The 21,078-nt window shown below is 60.1% G+C and carries 14 protein-coding genes; 10 read left to right on the top strand and 4 right to left on the bottom strand.

Annotated elements, in window-relative coordinates:
• Positions 1-101: 101 nt before the first annotated feature.
• On the top strand, positions 102-2,828 hold the full coding sequence (locus tag EP237_RS21415; RefSeq protein ID WP_164744794.1) for a VapE domain-containing protein: 2,727 nt from the start codon (positions 102-104) through the stop codon (positions 2,826-2,828).
• Positions 2,829-3,946: 1,118 nt separating this feature from the next.
• On the opposite strand, the gene EP237_RS21410 is transcribed toward EP237_RS21415, so the two are convergent.
• The 4 genes from EP237_RS21410 to EP237_RS21395 are packed head-to-tail and all read right to left on the bottom strand — an operon-like array spanning position 3,947 to position 8,412.
• Positions 3,947-5,131, bottom strand: a complete 1,185-nt coding sequence (locus EP237_RS21410; protein ID WP_127562868.1) for a glycoside hydrolase family 88 protein — start codon at positions 5,129-5,131, stop codon at positions 3,947-3,949.
• A 17-nt stretch (positions 5,132-5,148) separates the two neighbouring features.
• Positions 5,149-5,727 (bottom strand): DUF1349 domain-containing protein, encoded by a 579-nt coding sequence (locus EP237_RS21405; protein WP_127562867.1) that lies wholly within the window; start codon positions 5,725-5,727, stop codon positions 5,149-5,151.
• Between the two features lie 5 nt (positions 5,728-5,732).
• Positions 5,733-6,767 carry a LacI family DNA-binding transcriptional regulator gene (locus EP237_RS21400; RefSeq protein ID WP_127562866.1) on the bottom strand — a complete coding sequence of 345 codons (1,035 nt, stop codon included), beginning with the start codon at positions 6,765-6,767 and terminating at the stop codon, positions 5,733-5,735.
• A 13-nt stretch (positions 6,768-6,780) separates the two neighbouring features.
• Positions 6,781-8,412 carry a GMC family oxidoreductase gene (locus EP237_RS21395; protein ID WP_127562865.1) on the bottom strand — a complete coding sequence of 544 codons (1,632 nt, stop codon included), beginning with the start codon at positions 8,410-8,412 and terminating at the stop codon, positions 6,781-6,783.
• Positions 8,413-8,867: 455 nt separating this feature from the next.
• On the opposite strand from EP237_RS21395, the gene EP237_RS21390 reads away from it, so the two are divergent.
• From EP237_RS21390 to EP237_RS21350, 9 genes are all read left to right on the top strand, one after another.
• Complete coding sequence (locus tag EP237_RS21390; RefSeq protein ID WP_127562864.1) at positions 8,868-9,842, top strand: substrate-binding domain-containing protein; 975 nt, start codon at positions 8,868-8,870, stop codon at positions 9,840-9,842.
• 75 nt (positions 9,843-9,917) lie between these two features.
• Positions 9,918-10,703, top strand: a complete 786-nt coding sequence (locus EP237_RS21385; RefSeq protein WP_127562863.1) for an enoyl-CoA hydratase-related protein — start codon at positions 9,918-9,920, stop codon at positions 10,701-10,703.
• 34 nt (positions 10,704-10,737) lie between these two features.
• Positions 10,738-11,925, top strand: a complete 1,188-nt coding sequence (locus tag EP237_RS21380) for a CaiB/BaiF CoA transferase family protein (RefSeq protein WP_127562862.1) — start codon at positions 10,738-10,740, stop codon at positions 11,923-11,925.
• Positions 11,922-13,484: a sugar ABC transporter ATP-binding protein gene (locus tag EP237_RS21375; RefSeq protein WP_127562861.1), complete on the top strand. Its 1,563-nt coding sequence runs from the start codon at positions 11,922-11,924 to the stop codon at positions 13,482-13,484. The genes EP237_RS21380 and EP237_RS21375 overlap by 4 nt, the downstream gene beginning before the upstream one ends.
• Positions 13,481-15,343, top strand: coding sequence for an ABC transporter permease subunit (locus tag EP237_RS21370; RefSeq protein ID WP_127562860.1), 1,863 nt, complete (start codon positions 13,481-13,483; stop codon positions 15,341-15,343). The genes EP237_RS21375 and EP237_RS21370 overlap by 4 nt, the downstream gene beginning before the upstream one ends.
• Before the next feature lie 5 nt (positions 15,344-15,348).
• A complete protein-coding gene (locus tag EP237_RS21365; RefSeq protein WP_127562859.1) occupies positions 15,349-16,314 on the top strand; it encodes an ABC transporter permease in 966 nt (321 codons plus the stop codon).
• A gap of 3 nt (positions 16,315-16,317) precedes the next feature.
• Complete coding sequence (locus tag EP237_RS21360; protein WP_127562858.1) at positions 16,318-17,805, top strand: aldehyde dehydrogenase family protein; 1,488 nt, start codon at positions 16,318-16,320, stop codon at positions 17,803-17,805.
• A gap of 1 nt (position 17,806) precedes the next feature.
• On the top strand, positions 17,807-18,961 hold the full coding sequence (locus tag EP237_RS21355; RefSeq protein WP_127562857.1) for a fumarylacetoacetate hydrolase family protein: 1,155 nt from the start codon (positions 17,807-17,809) through the stop codon (positions 18,959-18,961).
• Positions 18,962-18,971: 10 nt separating this feature from the next.
• Positions 18,972-20,492 (top strand): aldehyde dehydrogenase (NADP(+)), encoded by a 1,521-nt coding sequence (locus tag EP237_RS21350; RefSeq protein WP_127562856.1) that lies wholly within the window; start codon positions 18,972-18,974, stop codon positions 20,490-20,492.
• Positions 20,493-21,078: the final 586 nt, after the last annotated feature.

Below are 21,078 nucleotides of genomic sequence, written 5' to 3'. Positions count from 1 at the left end.
CAATGATGACTAGTGTCAGCTCAGCCGGTGTATGCTCCGGTTACATTCGGGATCCTGTCCCACAGAAGTCACTGATCGATACCACCAAGCTCAAAATCGCCGTGGGCCGGGGCAAGGGCCTCGGCAAGATTGAGAACGTCCGCTGGTCGGTCAAGAAGCTGATCCGCAAGCTGTCCAAGCCGTTGCAGGACACCTCGATCACGTTCAGCCAGTATCAGGCGCTCCAGAAGAAGGCGAAGGGCGGCGACAAAGCGGCCAACGACCTCCTGCTGGAGAAGAAGCGCGTCGCGGGCAACTGGACGGCGGCTCGGTATTCCGGGACCACCCGCAAAGTGGCCGACGTCGTGGGAAAGTCGGCGGTCGTTCTCGACATCGACAACGTGAGCCACGACCAGCTTGAGATGATCCAGATGGGGGCCGCTGAAATCAGCGAGTTCGCGTGGTTCATGCACACGAGCCGGTCGCATTGCCCCGAGAAACCGAAGGTCCGCCTGATCGTGTGGGTCAACCGGCTCATGACTCCCGACGAGTCTCACGCGATCCACCGGCTTCTCTCCCTGTATCTGGCCGAGGACCCGGACGAGGCGATTGAGATTCCCGATGTGGTCAGCTTCCGCACCAACCAGACGATGTTCTGGCCGTCGATCTCGGACGGGCAGGAGTTCTGGACGGATGAGAACGTCGCGTCGGTCCTCGACGTGGACGAGTTCCTGTCCCAGCACCCCGGTTGGGAGAACTACGAAAACCTGCCCTACCAGGAGGGCGAAAAGAAGCGCGGCAAGCTGGACCCCAACAAACGGATGGAGGACCCCCGCGAGAAGCCGAACCCCATCGGCGCGTTCTGCCGGGCCTACTCGGTCGAGGACGTGATCGAGAAATGGCTGGACGAAATCTACATCCCGGGCGACAGCGAGACCGAAGCCCGATACACCTATGTCGAAGGCTCCGCCTCGAACGGGGCGGTGGTCTACGAGGACGGTCTGTTCCTGCACTCGAACCACGGCACCGATCCAATCGAAGGCTCGGCGAACGCGTGGGACCTCCTGCGCGTCCACAAGTTCGGGCATCTGGACGGCGACGTCCACGCCAACACCTCGATCTCGCAATACCCCTCCTACAAGGCGATGGTGAAGCTGGCGCAGTCCGATCCGCGCGTGGCCGAGGAGGAATACGCCCACATGTGCGACATGCTGGACGATCTGGACGATGACGATGACGACGAGGACGACGACCTCCTCGGCGATTTGCCCGATGAGGACGACGACCTCGGTGATCTGCTCGGCGATTTGCCCGATGAGGACGACGACGGCGAAGACGAGCCGCCGACCGGGGGCGCTGACAAGAAGAAGCGGAAGAAGGGCGAGAAGCCCGACATGTCGTGGACGGCGAACCTCCTGAGAAAGGCGAACGGGGACCTGGAGGCAAACTCGGTCTCCAACCCCACATTGCTCTGCGAGAACCACCCGTTGCTGCGGGGCCGCATCGGCTACAACGAGTTCACGCAGGACCCGGTGTGCATGGAACCCATCCGCTCGAAGCGGATTCATTTGCCGTCGCCTGACGTGCCGTTGCGGGACCGCAAGCACGGGCGCAAGTGGACCGACGACGACGACGCCTCGATCAAGCTGCTGCTCTCGGCCAACGAGGCGCGCGGCGGGCTTGAGACCGACTTCTCGAAAGACAACATCCAGGTCGCCGTTCTGGCGGCTGGGAAGCAGAACCCGGTGCATCCCGTGAAGGACTTCTTGGAGGAGTGCCACGCCCGTTGGGTCAAGGAAGGCCGACCGACCGGGGAACTTGAGAGGCTGGCTTCGGACTACCTCGGCTGCCCAGACACGGTTTTCCACCGGGAATCGTCGGTCATGTTCCCCACGGCGGCGGTGGCCCGCGTCTACGAGCCCGGCTGCAAGGTGGACGTCATGACCGTTATCGAGGGTCTGACCGGCTCCGGGAAATCGACGTTCTGGCAGGTCTTGTTCGGCGGTTTCTGCACCGAACTCAAGTGCGAGTTGGACGACACGGGGCGACTGGTCGAGCAAATGCGGGGTTGGTGGGCCTTGGAGATGGCCGAGATGTATGCCGCGAAGCGCGCGGACGCCAACACCTTGAAGATGCAGTTGTCGTCGGCTGCTGACCAGCACCGCTTGGCATACGCCCGGCGGGAGGCGGTTTTCAAAAGGCAAAGCGTGTTCACGGGCACCTCTAACGACGACGACTACCTGACCGACCCGACATCTGTGCGCCGGTTCTGGGTTTGGCGCACTACCAAGTCCATGTGGGACATGATCGACATCGAACGCCTGAGAAGCCGTCTGTGGGCGATCTGGGGCGAGGCGTATCAGAACTACCTCGACATGCGGGCAGCGCAGCCCTACGGCGAACTGCGGCTCGACCTGCATTCCCGGGAGGCTATCCTGGAGCAGCAAGAGATCGCGCAGGGCAGCCGCAAGCGCACGGCAGTCGAGGAGATCGCCGAGGTGGCCCAAGAGTGGCTGGACACCCCCAGACCGGCCTCCGAGGTCATGGTGGACGGCGACGGGCTGGTGTTGGACGAATACGCAGACGACGACACGCCCATGGTCCGCAACATGGTCACGGCGAAGGACCTGTTCGAGGCGCTGCGAAACGAAGCAGTCCTCCAGCCCTACCGGAATGCCGACGTGCGGACCTTCGGGAAGGCGCTCGCCCTCCTGGACGGGTGGACCTTCATAGGGCAGGTGCGACGCCACAACCAGAGGACGCGCTGGTACGTCCGGGGGGACGACGGGCCGGTGTGGGTTCCGGCGAACACGATCTGGGGTCGGGATGAAGACGACATGCTCGGCTGAATCCGAATCTCGAACGAACAACCAGAGTTGGAGAACCCGGTCTTTTGGCCGGGTTTTCTTTTGCCCACGACCACCGGAGATGGAAATTGCGACGTCCCGTCGTGCTTACCGGGCGGGATCGCGGACGCCGGGGAGTCAATCTTCCGTGGAAACCGGGTCAACGGTTTGTGGAATAGCCGGTTTTCTACAGGCGGTAGATACACGTCAAACGTGTCTAGCGGGCGTGGAATTTCGGGGTTTTCGCCGGTTTCCACGGGAGATTGACGAAAACGGTGGGGGTGTCCCCGTACCGTCCAATCTAATGGGGCAGGTCTAAGTGCTTGATTTCACGGTAAAAAACCGGAGGGTGTCTCATTGTCCCGTTGGACTTGCTTATGTTTCAATAAAAAAGGAGACACACTTGCTTTTTTACTACCTACGCGTGTGTTCCTCGCGGGCGCTTCCCGTCTCGCTCACCGTTTTTGCAGGTCTTTTTTACAAGTATATCTCTATTATTATCTCCCATATAGGGTATTTAATGGGACAATGGGACAGTAGGCCCGAAACCCCTTATTTATATAGCCCATCTGCTGTCCCATAAAAATTTTTCGCTCTTGGGGCTCAATGGGCCGCAATGGGACAGCAGGACAGCAACCGTATGTGGAGGAAAAGGGCAGTCCCTCGGCCCGGATCGCGGAAAAATTTCACGGCGCTTCCCCCGGTGAGCCCGTCGGCCCGGCTTCCTGGCTGCCGGTCGAGCGAACCGATCTCGGCGAGCCCGGCGACGCGATCAAGCCTTCTGACTTGAAACCCGGCAGATCAAGCCGCGCGGGTTGATCCTGAGGCCCGGCCACCTCGCAGAAATGCACACATATACCGGGGGGACGCTTTGAAATGCGTTTCTGCGCACGGAAAATGGGGCATTTGCCCCCATATTATGAACGAAATTCAACATATTGGCGCACTTTATGAGGCAAACCGCATCTCCATCCCCGGGAGTCCCCTAGTTAGTGTGAAAAACTCTCTAACTTCACGCTCTCCGCCCCCCGCGTCGGCCCCGAATCCGGGGGAGGGAGCCGGAGCGAAATCCGGACCTGGGGGGTCGTAACCGATATACCGCGCCGGATGGCATGGGCAGCTTACTTCAAGCGATCGTATTTCTCGATAAACATTCCTGGGAAAGCGAGTCTGGCGAGCGCTTCCGCGAAGAAGTAGTCGCCGAACATCACAGCAGCGTCCGGGCCTATCTTGTGCGGTTCCGAATAGCAGCCATGTTTCAGAATTCCGCGATGGCTGTCTTCGGTGGCAAGGTAGTCTCTGCACAGGCCCTCGACCAGCCATTCGGCTTTCGCGCGCCATACTGCGGCGACGGCCTCATCGGGGTGAAGATCGGCAAGGTCCAGCAGCCCCGCAGCCATGATTGCGCTGGCGGCCGAGTCCTCCGGGACATTCTCGCCGGTCGCATCGAAGTCATAGGGCGGCACGGGCTTGTCTCCGAGAGCTTCGAACCATTTCTCGGAGATTGCGATGGCCTGGCTGAGATAGTCCACATTGCCGGAATTCGCTGCGGTGACAGCAAGGCCCATGACGGCCCAACCGGTGCCACGGGACCAGTAGCTCTCATCATGCGCGCCCTGGTAGGTGTAGCCGCGAAGACGTTCTCCGGTTGAGGTGTCATATTCCACGGCATGGTACTGAGTATTGTCTGGGCGGTTGAAGGACAGCATCGTCATCTTGGCATGTTCTTCAGCGGCCAAGCGAAAACTGGCATCGTCAGCCTCTTTCGCGGCCCAGTAGAGCAGCGGGATATTGGCCATGGTATCAATCGCCGATGCTGCGCGTCCGCGCGGGTCGGTCATCGGCCCCCAGGAAGACACGTAGGATCCGCGCTGTGTGACGACGAGACGCGAGCGTAGTTTGTCGGCGGCCCGCAGGGCGGTTGCGCGATGGCGTTCGTCGCCTGTGATCCGGTAGAAGGGCATGGCGGAGCTCAGAAAGATGAACCCGATATCATGGGTGTTTCCGTCGCTTGCGCGTTCCTCGACCAGAACCATGCGGTCAGCGGCAAGTTGGAGGTACTTTTCGTCGCGGGTATGCAGATAGCTGGTCAGAAGCAGCCCGACCCAGAAGCCGCAAAACCAGTTGCCATGGCTCCAGTTTTCACCGGTATATCCAGCGGAAATGCTGACAGACATCGTGTCCCAAGAGCCATCGGGATGGGTGACATAGGGGAATGCGGAGCCGATCGTGGTCTCGTCCTCAAGGGTCTTCTTGGCGATGAGGTCGAGCGCGGCCGCGATATGCGTTGGGACGGTGTTGGACATGGTGACGTCTTCCCTGTTTATCCGTGCAACGGATTTTCTATTGGTGATGTGATATTCAGAGCGTGAAAGCGGGCCTTGAAGCCCCCCCGTTCGGGCGAACACGCCATCGGGCCAATCATGGCGCCCGTAGCCGTTGGAAAATCTGCGACGCGCATAAGCTGCCATGCCCCGTCAGCCGACATGAAATGCGCGATGATCGCGTTGTTTCGGGCGGTCAGGCGAACCGTTTGAAGGCCGGAGATGAGCGGTTGACCCACGACGGACCAGTCTGATCTTCCGCGCGTCACGACGATTGAGAAATTGGTCATCCCGTCCGAGTGCTCGATCCCGCACTTGATCCAGTTTTCCGCATCGACCCGCAGCATCAGCCCCGCCTGATCGTAGAGCGTTTCGTATTGCCCCTCGAAAGACAGGGTTGCGGTGAATGCCTCTGGTGCCGGCACCTGCCAGAAGTGCCCGTCATCGCGGATGAACCCGTAATGTGTTTCGCGCCAGAAGTCTGTTTTGGGCAAGGTCGAGAGGGTCAATACGCCATCGCGCATATCCCAGGCACGAGGGGGATTCAGCCAAGTGCCGTCTGACAAAGTTCTTGCCATCGTCATCAGCTCCTGTTCTCCGTCTCAATAGAGGCCCCGCAGCTCTCGCGAACGATCAATCGAGGGGGGTAGGTGATGTCGAGAGGGCTGCCGCTGCTCCGGTCCAGTGACCAGCTCTGCAATGCCTGCCCCACCATTTCGCCGAGCTTCTCTGCAGGCGTCGCAACAGAGGTCAGGGGCACTGGCTGCAAGGCTGCTTCAGGAATGTCATCGTATCCGATTACCGCGATATCCTTGCCGACCCTGAGGCCGGACGCGACGACCGCGTCCATGATTCCGATCGCGACGAGGTCGTTATATCCAATCAACGCGGTCGGGTGGTTCTTCGCCGCAAGCACGTCGCGCGCAGCAGAGTAGCCGAACGCGCGGGTCGAGCCGCCATTGCGAATGAGCGTAGGATCGAGTTCCAAGCCGTGGCTCATAAGTGACGATGCAAATCCTGCATAGCGTTCAGAATATGCGAAGTTTTTCTGATACCCGCCAATAAAGCCAATTTTCTCATGCCCTAGCGCGGCAAGGTGCTCCGTCGCAAGCTGCATGCCGACCATCGGGTTTGCGCCAACGTAGTCGAAGGGAGACTGACCTATACGGCGAACGGCCATCAGGAGCGGGCGTCTGCGGTTCTCGAACTCTTGGAGATCTAGGTACGTCGTTCCGGTTGCAGGCACCAGAACAACGCCCGCAATACCGGACTCCCAGAGATCGTGCAAAAGCTGGCGCTGGCGCGCAATGGAGTCATGCGTGGAAAGGATGGAGGTGCAGGCACCGGCATCAGCGAGAACCTTGTCCAGCCCTTCATAGAGCGCGTGAAAATACGGGTTTGCGATGTCGTCGACGACCAATGCAAACTGGGCGCCCTGCACCTTTCGGGTCGAGGGTGCCTTTCGGGAGTAGCCCGTTTCCTCGATGGTTCTGAGAACGCTTTCGCGCGTCTCGTCCTTCAAGTTGCCTTTGCCCTGCACGACCAGCGAGACCGTCGCGGGCGACACCCCGGCCATTTCCGCGACGTCCTTAAGGGTTACTTTCTTTGAACCTGTCATCAAGGTCTCCCGATCAGGCCGTCTGAGCGACTGGGAAGAAAGTCCGCTTCGGGACTTTCTGGTAAAGGGGTGGTTCGCCGAGGATCATCGCCGCGGCCTTCTCGCCGATCATGATCGCAGGGGCATTGGTATTGCCGCTGTTCAGGAATGGCATGATGGAGTTGTCGCAAACGCGCAAACCCTCCAGCCCGTGAACCCTTAGCTCCGGGTCGACCACGGCCATGTCGTCAGTTCCCATCTTGCAGGTGCCGACCGGGTGGTAGTCGACGGAGGCGAATTCGCGGGCGTATGCAAGGATCTGTTCATCGGTGGTCGCCTCGGCGCTAGGGTAGCGTTCCCGCTTGATGTGTTGTGCGATCGCGGGCTGCGTCAAAATCTCGCGAACATGCCGGACGGCCTGAATGGACATGTGCCGGTCGTACTCCGTATCGAGATAGTTCGGGTCGATGGACGGCATATCGTTCGGATCGGCAGATCGCAGGGTCACTTGCCCGCGACTTGTTGGCCGCATGTTGCAGGTGTTGATGGTCAACCCGTGGCCGGGGACATGGGTGCGCGCACCGTTCACGACATAGGCGGGGAGGATATGCGTCTGAAGGTCGGCGCGACCTGTTCCATTAACGTCAATGAAGCACCCGCCTTCGGCCACGGGAGAGGTTGGGGCTCCGGTACGGTAGAGCGCGTACTGGATCCCGTGTTTGATATTCTTCGGAAACTTGTGCTGGCCGTCGTAAGAGATCGGTTTTTCGAGATCACAGACAACGTATGTGTTCAGGTGATCCTGGTAGTTCTTGCCGACGCCGTCCATGTGATACTGCATGTCGATGCCGTGCTGTGTGAGCTCATCGGTCGGCCCGATCCCGGACAGCAGCAGCAGTTTCGCGGTGCCGATGCTGCCGGATGAAAGCAGGACTTCGCGATCACAGCGGGCAATCTCGACCTTGCCGCCCTTGATGTATTCCACCCCGACGGCGCGGCGGTTTTCCAAGATGACGCGTTTGCTTTGTGCGCCCGTGATGACCGTCAGGTTCGGACGGTTCATCGCAGGACGGAGATAACAGACCGCCGTCGAGGCACGGCGTCCATTATGCTGCGTGACCTGGTACAGACCCGTTCCCAACTGATCATCACCGTTGAAATCCGGGTTCAGCTTGTGACCGGCCTGTTGTGCTGCGCGGATGTAGTCCTTGCAGATGATATGTGGCGATCTTTGGTTCGAGACGTGCAGGGGCCCGTCGGTGCCATGATACTCGTCTGCGATCGTATCGTTGTTTTCGGCACGGCGGAAATAGGGAAGGACGTTCTCATATGACCAGCCAGAGTTTCCGGCCTCGGCCCAACTGTCGTAGTCTTCTCTTTGGCCTCGGATGTAGATCATTCCGTTGATGGAGCTCGACCCGCCGAGCGTCTTTCCAAGCGGGAACCAAAGCTCCCGGTTGTTCAGGTGTTTCTGTGGCGCGGTTGCATAGCAGTAGTTTACGCTCGGCTTCTGAAGCAAGGCGAAGCCACCGGGCATGTGGATCATCGGATCCCTGTCCGGCCCGCCAGCCTCCAGAAGAAGGACTTTGTTGCTCGGATCGGCGCTCAGTCGGTTGGCGAGCACACAGCCGGCCGATCCGGCGCCGACGATGATATAGTCATACATTGAAAACCAGCCTCCTCCATGCGGGTTAAAAATAGCTATATCCCTTGGATCTCATCGGTGCAAGAATTTAGTAAATAATTAGTTCAATAAACACCAATCCTTTGCCCATTCTGCACGGATTCCCTGCTTTTCCTGGGCCTTGGCGCAGCGCCTGGAGCGTTGTTTGGCCTGGATTTGCAGGGTGAAGGCGGTCCGCGATGTTGTTGTGATTCTATTGATCAAAGCGCTGCGCTGGGTGGATGGGCGGGCTCTCTTCGCGCATGTTGCGATGGCCGTTCGTGGGGGTGAACTAAAAACATTAGTAAAATATTGACTAAAAAATATCGGATGATACGTTTGGTGCGTCAGGTCGATTCGCCTTCGTCAGTCGCGTTCGGGGTGGAAGGAGTGTCACCACACGCGTTCTTCGAGCGAACTGACAGGGCGAAAACTGGAGAGTTGAAAGGGAGGAAAGCATGATTAATCGACGGAGCATTCTGTCCTTGGTCCCGGCCGCAGCGGTCGGACTTGGGCTGGCATCGGGCGCGATAGCGCAAGAATACCCCTATGGCGCGCCGCCATGGACCATCGGTTTCAGCCAGGACACCATGGATCACCCCTGGCGTGCGTATATGGTGACCTCTGCCGAAGCGCAGGCTGGTCAGTATCCGGATCTGGTGGAGGAGTTCATCTATACCGATGCGGGCGGCTCGAACGAGCGCCAGATCGCGGATATCGAAGATCTGATTTCGCGTGGCGTGGATCTTATCATGATGAGCCCGCGCGAAGCACAGGCTCTTGTGCCGGCGGTGGAGGCCATCAATGCGGCCGGAATCCCGCTTGTGGTTCTCGATCGTGAGATCGTTGGTGAAGGCTACAATGTCTTTATTGGCGGCAACAATCTGCAAATCGGCGAGGAACTGGGCCGCTACACCCGCGAGCAGATGGGCGACGAATTCGCCTATCTCGAGCTGGAGGGGATCCCCGGGGCGACGCCGACCATTCAGCGTCATGAAGGCTTTGCGTCTCAGATCGAGGGGGCAGACGGAATCGTGCGCCTGGACGCGCAACCGGCGAACTATGACCTCGCACCCGCCATCCCGATCATGGAAGACTGGCTGACCCGCTACCGCGGTGAATTCCAGGTGATCTACGCGCACAACGACCCCATGATCCTGGGGGCGATCAACGTCCTGCGCGAAGCCGGCTATGAGCCGGGCGATGTCTTCCTCGTCGGCGTGGATGGGCAGCGTGAGGCCTTCGAAGCCATCCAGGAAGGCTGGCTGCAGGCGACGGCTATCTACGCCACCGGTGGCGCGCTTGGTCTCGACATGGCGCTTCGCGTCCTGCAGGGGCAGGAAGTTCCGCGTCGGATCATCACGGAAACACCCGTGATCACACCTGAAAACGTGGAAGACTTCTACGATCCGGACTCGCAGTACGTGCGGTAAGTTCGCGGAGTCGAGCATAGGCCCCGACCCGTTCGGGGCCTATGCGGCCCTACACTTTATCCAGGTGGTATCAACATGTCCTCCCTCAACGATGTCGCGGTGCTTCGCGACGCGCCGGCAAAGGGTGTCGTACGCCTTAGGCTGAACCGCCCGTCGAAGCGCAACGCCCTGAGCAACAAGATGATCGCGGAACTGGCGGACCATATTCGCGCCTGTGAAGCCGAAAAAGGTTGCCGGTGCGTGGTCCTGTCGGGCGGTGATGGGCTGTTCTCTGCCGGAGCTGACGTTTCCGAAATGCGTGACGCTGGTATCGACGCGATCCAGAACAGGAAGCGGGCAGAAGACTGGCAGGTCTTGGAGACCACACGCCTGCCGCTGATCGCATCCGTGGACGGGATCTGTCTGGGAGGTGGTCACGAGCTGGCAATGCTCTGTGACATGATTGTTGCATCAGCCCGCGCCAGATTTGGCCAGCCAGAGGTTAAGCTCGGACACATCCCCGGTGATGGCGCCACGCAAAGGCTGCCCCGGCGGATCGGAAAATACGCGGCCATGCAGATGATACTGACGGGCGACCTGATCGACGCCGAGGAGGCGCAGCGTCTGGGGCTCGTCAACGAGGTGACCGAGGAAGGGCGCTCTGATGACCGGGCGGTTGAATTGGCAAAGCTTGTCGCCCGTCATTCTTCCAAAGCGCTTGGCCTGGCAAAGGATGCCGTTCGTGCGGCGGAAGAATTGCCGCTCTCAGCCGGGTTGGAGCGCGAACGCCGCAACATCGCGTTGGCCTTCACGACACGTGATCAGAAAGAAGGCATGGCGGCGTTCTTTGAAAAGCGACCCGCAGAATTCACAGACGAATGAAACTCAGGCGAAGTGATCGGAGAAGGAAAACAGAATGCAGCTAGAAGGAATCCGGGTCGTCAGTTTCAACCATTTCCTGATGGGGCCCTTGGGTGTTCAGTTTCTTGGGGATCTCGGGGCGGAGATCATCGCGATCGAACCGCCCAAGGGTGCATTTCAGCGGCATTGGGGCGGTCAGAACTCCAAGCGAGCTGGTGGCGAAACGACGCTTGAATTGGTCGCCAACCGCAACAAGAAGAGCATCTGTCTCGATCTCAAGTCGCCCGAGGCGGTCGAGATTGCCAAAAAGCTGATCGAAACCGCGGATGTGGTGGCTGAAAATTTCCGGCCCGGCGTCATGGAAAAGCTGGGCCTGGGGTATGAGGAGCTGAAGAAGATCAACCCTGGTCTGATCTTTGCATCCGCCAGCGGCTTTGGCGCCGACGGTCCCTACGTCAACCGCCCGGGGCAGGACATGATCGCGCAATCCCTGTCCGGGATGGCCTGGATCACTGGCAAGCAGGGAGAAGTTCCCCGATTGATCGGCACCTCCGCAATCGACCAGCACGGGGCGATGATCTACGCGGCGGGCATTCTCGGGGCTCTGGTCAAGAAGGCCAGAACCGGGGAGGGGGGGCGCGTGGACGTCAACCTGTTCTCGGCCGCGCTGAACCTGCAAGCTGAGTCGCTGGTGTGTTACTTCAATGGGGAGAGACCGGTAAGCACCCAACAGCCCGCAAGCGTGGGCAGCTGGTACCACGAGGCGCCCTACGGCATCTACGCGACCGCCGACCGCTATATCGGGCTGTCGCTCGGAAATCTCGGTGTGATGCTGGAGGCCATCGGACTGGCAGAGACATTCAACATCACACAGGAAGAGGCCTTTGCGCGCCGCGAGGAAATCTCGGCGGTGTTCGCGGAGCGCCTCAAGACGAAGCCGTTTCATGAATGGGCCCAGATTCTGGAAGCGCGCGATATCTGGTATACCGAGGTCAACGACTACGATGCCTTGGCCAAGGACCCGCAGGTGCTTCACAACGGCGATTTCGTCGAGGTCGAGTCCTGGAACGGCGAGAAAATCACATTGGTCGCCAACCCGGTGCGCTACGATGGGGTTGTGGCACCGATACGTCTGGTTCCGCAGAAACTTGGCGCCCAGACCGAAGAAGTGCTGACAGAACTCGGGATCTGCAATGAGCATCTCGATGATCTCGTTGCCAAGGGGACCATAGGACCAAAATGACCGAGAACGCATCGCTTCAAGGCCCATCCGCCGGATCTGCGGAATGGCTGCTGGAAGCCAATGACATCAGTAAAAGCTACCCCGGTGTCAAAGCTCTCAAAGGCGTGGATTTCCAGATCGCACCGGGCGAAGTCGTCGCCGTGGTCGGCGAGAACGGTGCCGGCAAATCAACGCTAATGAAGATCTTGTCCGGAGCGATAAAACCCAACACGGGCACGCTGTTCTGGGAGGGGGGGGCGATCGAGTTTTCAGGCCCTCTGGATGCACAGGCGCAGGGCATTTCCACGATCTATCAGGAACTCATGATCATTCCTGAGCTGTCAGTGGTTGAAAACGTATTCCTCGGCAATCTTCAGCGCCGGTCCGGGGTCTTGGACTGGAAGGGGATGCGCAGGGAAGCGCGGGACATTCTGGATCGGCTGGGCATGGAGGCGTCCGTGGATGCCAAGGCGGGCGACCTCAGCGTGGCCGAGCAGCAACTGATCGAGATCGCGAAGTCGTCCCGTCGCAAATCCAGACTTCTGATCATGGATGAACCGACTGCGTCCTTGTCGCGCGAGGAGGTCGACAGGCTCTTTGACCTGGTCCGGAGCCTGCGCAACGACGGGATTGCCGTGATCCTGATCACCCATCACCTGCACGAAATCTTCGAGATCTGCGACCGCCTAATCGTCTTGCGCGATGGCGACTACATCGGGGCGGCGGCGACAGCAGACATCGACGAGGCGAAGTTGGTCGAGATGATGTTGGGCCACAAGGTGGAGGTCGACGAGAGCAAGCATCGGGGCGTCGTCCACCAGAACGAAATCGTCCTCGAGGCCAGAAACCTGTCGCGGCCGCCTGATCTGCAGAATGTCAGCCTGACGTTGCACAGGGGCGAAGTCCTGGGCATCGCGGGGTTGATGGGGGCGGGGCGGACCGAACTGGTCCGTGCGCTGTTCGGGGCCGACCGGATTTCGGAAGGCGATCTGTCGATCAACGGCAAACTGGCCCTCGTTTCCAACCCGAGGCAGGCGCTTGACCTTGGTCTCGGGCTCGCACCCGAGGACCGCAAGACGCAAGGGCTGGTTTTGTCCATGCCTATCGGCACGAACGTCACCTTGCCATTCCTCGGCAGTTTTAGCGGCGCTTTCGGGTTGAACCTGCGCCGGGAAGCCAAAGAGGCAGAAGACTTGTGCCGGAAACTCTTCGTCAAACATGCAGGGATCGAGCGGCCTGTTGGAACGCTTTCGGGCGGTAACCAGCAAAAGGTCGTGCTGGCCAAACTGGTGGGGGCGGGAACGGATATCTTCCTGCTTGATGAACCCACACGCGGCATCGACATCGGTGCCAAGGAGGCGATCTTCGATCTTATCTGGGACCTGACGGCCCAGGGGAAGTCCGTGATCGTGATCTCCTCTGTGATCGAGGAACTGATCCGTGTCTGTGATCGGATCGTTTGTATGCACCTGGGCAAAGTGACCGAAAGCTATCACCGCGGGGCGTTCGATCTCAACCAGATCATGCTGAACGCGATGGGGAAGTCGGCTGATGCCGACGCGCATGGGGTCGCACGATGATGCAGAACGTGATTTCCTTTGTCAGCCGGGGCAATTTCGTCATCCTGGCGATACTCGTCGTCGTGGCCGGGATTGTGTCGCCCCATTTCTGGACGGCTGAGAACATCTTCAACGTCGTCAGGGCAGCATCGCTTATCGGGATCGTCGCGATCGGTATGAACGTGGTGATCATCGGGGGCGGAATTGACCTTTCCGTCGGTTCGGTCGTCGCCCTTACGGGGGCTGTCGCGGCAAGTCTTTGGGTCAGCGATGCCCATTTCCTCCTGTTCATCGCAATTCCGTTGGTGGTGGCCGCATCCGTGGGCTTCGCGAATGGCGCGTTGGTAAGCTGGCTCGGATTGCAGCCTTTCGTCGCGACGCTTGTTCTCATGAGTGTTGCGCGTGGCGCTGGGCTCGTTTTCACAGGGGGCCAGCCCATCTACGCGGACTACCCAGACTTCTTCCTGTTCCTCTCGCGAGGCACGCTGTTGGGTGTGCCAATCCCGACCGTCGTATTCGTCACCGCTGCCTTCGTGACGTGGTATCTGATGAAATGGCGCGTCTTCGGGCGCGAGGTCACGGCAATCGGTGCGAACGAGACGGCTGCACGGCTTTCGGGCGTGAAGGTGTCCTGGGTCAAGATGAAGACCTACCTTTACTGTGCGCTTCTGGCCGGAATATCGGGCCTGGTGTTGACCAGCCGGATGGAGTCGGGCGAACCTGGTCAGGCCGGAATCTTCTGGGAACTGGACGCGATCGCCGCTGTCGTGATCGGTGGAACGTCGATCCGGGGCGGGTCCGGCTCGATCTGGGGTGCGTTCGTCGGTGCGCTGATCATCGGGATCGTCGGAAACCTCTTTAATCTGCTGGGAGTCGGACCGGCTTGGCAGCAGGTTGCGAAAGGCGCGATCATCCTTATGGCGGTCATCTTACAGGCGATCAGCGATCGCGGTGGCCTGCGCTCGCTGTCCTGGCCGACGATGAGATGGGATTATGGCACCCTGCCAATGGTCAAGGTCATCGGTGGGGTTGCGGCCTTGCTTGTCGCGATCAACTTGGCGCTCTGGTCCACGACGCCCTCTCTCTTTCAGATTGACCTGGCCAAAGCGCCTTACACGCGCGCCAACAACCTAGAACTGACGCGTGTGTATCATCGTGCGATCCCTCTCTACCAAGAGGTCATCGACCGCTTCCCGGAGAGCGGATACGCAATCCTGTCACGCATCGGTATCGCAAATTCGGCCAGGGGGGGCGCCAATTTCGAGTTGGCGAGCGAAACCTATGCTGCGCTTTTGGCAGATATCGAGAACGGCATGATCGGCGAGGAATATCGCTACGAGGTGTTGCGCAACTACGCGCTGATGCTTCAGGAATCCGGCGACGGGGCGGCATTCGAGATCGTGTTTAGCCAGCTCGAAGAGCATTTCCCAGATGACGAGGCCACGCGCGAGGCGCGGCGGCATCTCGAACAGCTCCAGGCCGCCGCAGCAGCCGGAGAGGACGCGGAACTGCCAGAGAACGCGCCCGTCATCATCGGCTCGAATGGCATTTCCATGCCGGAAAGCGTGCAGGTGGGTGATCGGTTTGAGATCACGATCCTGATGGAGCCGAACGAAGGCCATGCGGCGACCTTTTCCCTGATGACCGCATTGCCATTCTGGCGCGGCTTCAACCTTGTCCGAGCCGAACCGAACCCCCGTTCGGTCGCGGAGTTCTGGGGGCGGCGGGCGTGGTCTTTCGCGGCCCTGACAGAACCCACGACAGTAACCGCAACGCTCGAAGCGCGACGGCCCGGAACCTATGAGTTCGACCTCGATGTGGAACTCAGCTTCGACGTCATCGAATACGGAATTGTCCGGCAAATCACGGTGCAGGAGTAAGAACGGTGAACCTTGTCAAGAAATATCCCTTTGTCGCCGTTCTCGTTGTCATGGCCGTTGTCTTCGGGTTCGTTGCGCCGTCCTTCATTGATCCGGGCAACCTGTCGAACATCGCCAAGCAGGCCTCTTTGCTTGGGCTTGTCGCCCTTGGCATGTGTTTTGTCCTGATCGTCGGTGGCCTCGATCTGTCAGTCGGATCCGTCGTGGCGTTGTCGTCGGTACTGATCGCGGGCTTGTCGGCAACCCTGCCTCCGATCGTGGGAATTCACCTCGCCTTGCTGGCGGGGATCGCGGTTGGGATCGCCAATGGCGTCATCATCACCGCCTTCAATTTCCAGCCGATCATCGTGACGATTTCCAGCATGGCGATCGTGCGCGGGATCGCCATGGACTACTCCGACTCTCGTCCCATTTTCGGCACCTTGCCAGATGAGCTGTTTCTTTTGGCAGATGGCTTCATCCTCGGGCTGCCCGTCCCTGCCGCGCTGTTCCTTGCGGCCTGTGTCATCGCAGCGCTGTTTCTCAGCTACACTTCGGCGGGACGCCAGATGTATCAGATCGGGGGCAATGAAGAAGCGGCACGTCTTGCAGGCGTGAATGTCGCGCGGATCAAGGTTCTCGCTTATGCCATCAGCGGCTTCCTTTCCGCATTCGCGGGGCTGCTGCTGGTCGCTCGCATGCAGTCCGGGGAAGCGGTGCGCACAGGCGTCGGCTGGGAACTCGACGCCATCGCCGCAGCCGCGATCGGCGGCGTGTCTCTGATGGGGGGGAAGGGCACCGTAATCGGCACTCTCTGCGGCGCGCTGATCATCGGCATGATGTCGAACGGCTTCAATCTTCTCGGGGTCAATCCCTACTGGCAGCGCATCATCATCGGCATTGTGCTTGCCATCGCCGTGGCCAGCTACTCCGGCGGCGCGATCATGCGCCTGTTCGAGCCGCTTTTCCGTCGCTCAAACGCAAGGACCTGACCAATGAAAGACTACTCTTCGCTCGCCCAGTCCGTTCGGCAGAATGGCTATTTCATTGACGGTCAGTGGCACGATGGCAGCGGCCGGGAACGCCTGGAACGGGTCAGCCCCGGCCACGGTGTCGCGGTAAGCTCTGTTGCCCTCTGCACGGCGCAAGACGTCGATCTGGCGGTCGCGGCGGCTCGCAGAGCATTCGAGGATGTCTGGGGCGACACCCCGGGTGCAGAACGCGGGCGCATCCTGATCAAAGCGGCCGAGGGCATTCGCGCCCGGCTGGACGAAATGGCCTATTGGGAGACCCTGGAGACGGGCAAACCCATCAGCCAGTCGAAGGCAGAGATCACCGGTGCGGCAGATCACTACGAAGCAGCCGCGGGAATGGCGCGCATGATCACCGGCGAGACCCACAACAGCTATGGCGAAGGCATGTTGGGCCTCGTCACGAAACAGCCCATCGGTGTTGTCGGACTGATCACGCCATGGAACTTTCCGTTCATCGTGCTGGCCGAGAGATTGCCATTTATTCTGGCGGCAGGCTGTTCGGTGGTGCTCAAGCCCTCCGAGATGACATCGACCACCAGCCTGATCTTTGCAGAGATCCTAGCCGGGGCGGGCCTGCCACGGGGTGTCTACAATGTGGTCACCGGGACCGGTCCCGTGGTGGGGGAAGCCATGTCGAACCATCTCGACATCGACATGATCTCCTTCACCGGGTCCACTGCGGTGGGCGAACGGGTTCTGACGGCGTCGAAATCCAACCTCAAGAAGGTCGGGTTGGAGCTTGGAGGCAAGAACCCGCAGATCGTCTTCGCCGACGCCAATCTGGACGATGCGGCGGATGGCGTCGCCTTTGGTCTTTGCTTCAATGCGGGGCAGTGCTGCGTGTCAGGCTCACGCCTGATCGTAGAGGCCTCAGTCGCCGAGAGCTTCAAGGCAAAGCTGCTTGAAAAGTTGTCGCGCGTTAAAATCGGCGATCCGCTGGATCCGGACACGCAGATGGGGGCGATTGTCACGCCACAGCATTTCAAGAAGATCATGAGCTATGTCGAACGGGGCCAGGCAGAGGGCGCCTGTCTGGACAGAGGAGGGGAGGCTGTTTCGCCCTCTGGCGGGGAGTTCATCGTTCCCACCGTCTTCTCGGGTGTGTCCCGGGACATGGCGATCGCGCGGGAAGAGATTTTCGGCCCCGTCGTTACGGTCCAGACCTTCGAGACCGCCGCAGAGGCTATCGAGATCGCGCTCGATACCGAGTACGGCCTCGCCGCATCGGTTTGGAGCAAGAATATCGACACGGCGCTTGGCGTCATTCGAAAGATGCGGGCTGGCCGTTGCTGGGTGAACACGACGATTGTCGGCGGTCCAGAACAGCCGATGGGCGGGTTCAAACGCTCTGGCACGGGGCGCGAATGCGGGATGATGGGGGTCGAGGAGTACATGGAAACCAAGTCCATCCACATTGCCCTCGGCGACCGTGAACATTGGGTGGCGTGAGATGACGGATACGGGTTTGAACGCCGCAAGCGGCATCTTGGTCGGGCGCGTCTGGGTGCCGGGTACGGGGCCGGTTTTGGTGACGCTTCGCGAGGGTGATCTGGTTGACATCACAAGTCGCAAGGTGCCGACCATGCGTGATCTGTTGGAAATGGATGATCCGGCCGCCACCGTTGCGGAGCTTAACGGCCCGGTGGTCGGGTCGCTTGCGGACGTCGAGACCGAAAGCCTTGATGCGCAGAGTGACCCATCCAAACGGCACCTGCTGGCCCCTAATGACCTGCAGGCAGTCAAGGCCGCGGGCGTCACCTTCGCCAAGTCAATGGTGGAGCGCGTGATAGAAGAGCGGGCTGCAGGCGACCCCAATGCGGCGCGGGCCATCAGGGATCGGATCGGGGCACTCATCGGGGCAAGCCTTTCTGACATCGAACCGGGGTCCGACAAGGCCGCGCAGGTCAAAAAGGCCCTTCAGGACGAGGGGCTATGGTCGCAATACCTTGAAGTTGGAATAGGTCCGGATGCCGAAGTGTTCTCCAAGGCGCAGACCTTGTCGGCTGTTGGCTGGGGCGCACCGGTCGGCCTGCATCCGAAATCGGTCTGGAACAATCCGGAACCCGAGATCGTCCTTGCGGTGGACAGCACGGGCCGGATCAAGGGCGCGACCATCGGCAATGACGTGAACCTGCGCGATTTCGAGGGGCGGTCGGCCCTTTTACTGTCGAAAGCCAAGGACAACAATGCCTCGGCGGCGATCGGCCCCTTCATCCGGCTGTTCGATGGCAGCTATGGCATGGAGCAGGTACGACGGGCCGAATTGACGATGACGGTCGAGGGCAGGGACGGCTACAGGCTGACCGGTCATTCCAGCATGTCCGAAATCAGCCGCGACCCCGCCGATATCGTGGCCCAGACGATCAACGAGAACCACCAGTATCCTGACGGTTTCATGCTGTATCTCGGAACCTTGTTCGCGCCGACCGATGACCGCGACGTCGCGGGCGAGGGGTTTACCCACAAGGTGGGCGACAGGGTCAGCATCGCGGCTTCGGATCTGGGGGTTCTGGTGAACGACGTGCGGCTCAGCCGGGAATGCCCGCCATGGACCTTCGGTGTGAGCGCACTGATGAGAAATCTGGCCGGACGAGGCCTGCTATGAGGAGAGTGACATGCTAACAGGCAAACATCTGATCGCGGGCCAGTGGATTGAAAGTGACAAGACGTTTGATTCACAGCCCGTCTTTGGCGGGCCGCAGGCGTTTTGCGCCGGATCGCCGGACTTGGTCGATGCCGCAGCCACGGCAGCGGAAACCGCGTTTGAGAGCTTTTGTATGCTTTCCCGAGACGCGCGGGCTGCATTCCTGGACGTCATTGCTGATCAGATCGATGTGCGCGGCGATGCCATAACGAAAGTTGGAACGGCCGAAACGGGTCTGCCTGCCGCGCGTCTGGAAGGGGAGCGCGGGCGCACCGTTGGGCAATTGCGGCTTTTTGCCAGCCATATTCGCGACGGGGCCTACCTGGACCGACGTCACGATGAGGCTTTGCCGGATCGCGCTCCTTTGCCCCGCCCGGAACTCTTCATGATGCAGCGCCCTATAGGCCCCGTTGCCGTTTTCGGGGCGTCAAACTTCCCGCTCGCGTTTTCTGTGGCGGGCGGGGACACCGCAAGCGCGCTGGCAGCAGGCTGTCCCGTTGTCGTGAAAGGGCATTCCGCCCACCCCGGCACTTCGGAAATCGTCGCGCAGGCCATTTATGCTGCCATTCAGATCTGCGGTGTCCCCGCTGGCGTTTTTTCGTTGATCCAGGGCGGTCGGCGGGATGTCGGCGAGGCGCTGGTTCAACACCCGCTGATCCAGGCGGTCGGGTTCACGGGCTCGCTGACCGGGGGGCGCGCCCTGTTCAACCTTTGCGCTGCCCGTCCAAAGCCAATTCCGTTCTTCGGGGAACTCGGGTCGATCAATCCGGTCTTTGTCCTGCCCGAGGCGGCCAAAGCGCGTGGCGAAGCAATCGGAAAGGGCTGGGCTGCCTCCCTGACAATGGGGGCAGGTCAGTTCTGCACCAATCCCGGTGTGGTCTTCATCGAGGATGGGGCCGATGCCGATGCGTTCCTTGCCGGAGCGGAAGCAACCCTTTCTGAAACCGGGGCACAGACCATGCTGACGGACGGGATCGCCGAGGCCTATCGCGGCGGTGTGTCCCGAGTTGACAGCGTGTCGGGTCTCAAACAGCGCGCCGGCATGGCCTGCGCGGACCGCAGTGCAAATCCCTACCTGTTCGAAACCAGCCTCGATGTCTGGAAATCTACGCCAGAACTTTCGGAAGAGGTATTCGGCCCGCTTGGACTTGTTATCCGGGTGCCCTCTGCACACGATTTTCCTGCGATCGCGCGGGGCTTTGAGGGACAGCTGACCTGCACCCTTCATCTCGATGAAGCGGATATGGCCATGGCTGGAAAGCTGGTTCCCATCCTCGAACGCAAGGCCGGTCGATTGCTGGTGAATGGTTTCCCGACGGGCGTCGAGGTCAGTGACACGATGGTTCATGGCGGGCCATATCCAGCGTCGACCAATTTCGGAGCGACCTCGGTCGGAACGCTCTCGATCCGCCGTTGGCTGCGTCCGGTCTGCTATCAGGCTCTGCCGCCCGACTTGCTGCCTGAGGATCTCCGGTTGCTCCATTCGGTATAGGCTAGTCATGCCAACTGCATTGATACAGCCCGGTGCAAGTCACTCAGGAAACTACCCGAAGCACCGAGGTTGGCAGTCCGTAGTCAGATTTCAGCCTGAAAGGAGATCGCTTCGTTCTTTCCGCGATCCGGCAACGTGATGGCAAGAACGGACGGTTCTTCTGGTGGATCTTCGCAACAAGGGTCTTTGATGAAAGTGCTACATATTCCACCCAATCACCGCACTCACCGAGGCCTTGTCTCAAGGGTTTTCAGGAATATCCGGGCCCGATTTCTGATCCTGAAACGACAGCTCAGACCGCCCCTCAACAACGAAGGATCAAAGCCAGAGGAGCATTTGTGGAGAACCTTGCTGTAGGCTAGGCCGGGCAGGCCAACCTGTGCCCGGCCTGTGAGACTTTCGCAGAAGAAACCCGGCAGGATCTGTTTGAGTGTGTGGTTGCCACTTCATGCACCACACTTCTGGACATCCCATTCGGTCGAATTCGAGAAAGCGAGTTGGTTGGATCCGTTTCGGTTTCTTGATACCCGATTGCCGGGCCGGCGCATCGATTTCGGTACGCTAGGCTCTGGACTTCGGTAACGGG

The organism is Nioella ostreopsis (assembly GCF_004000255.1).
In the GTDB taxonomy this organism is placed as follows: Bacteria; Pseudomonadota; Alphaproteobacteria; order Rhodobacterales; family Rhodobacteraceae; genus Nioella; species Nioella ostreopsis.
Note: the sequence above shows the minus strand (reverse complement) of the source record. Positions and strands in the feature narration are given on the sequence as shown.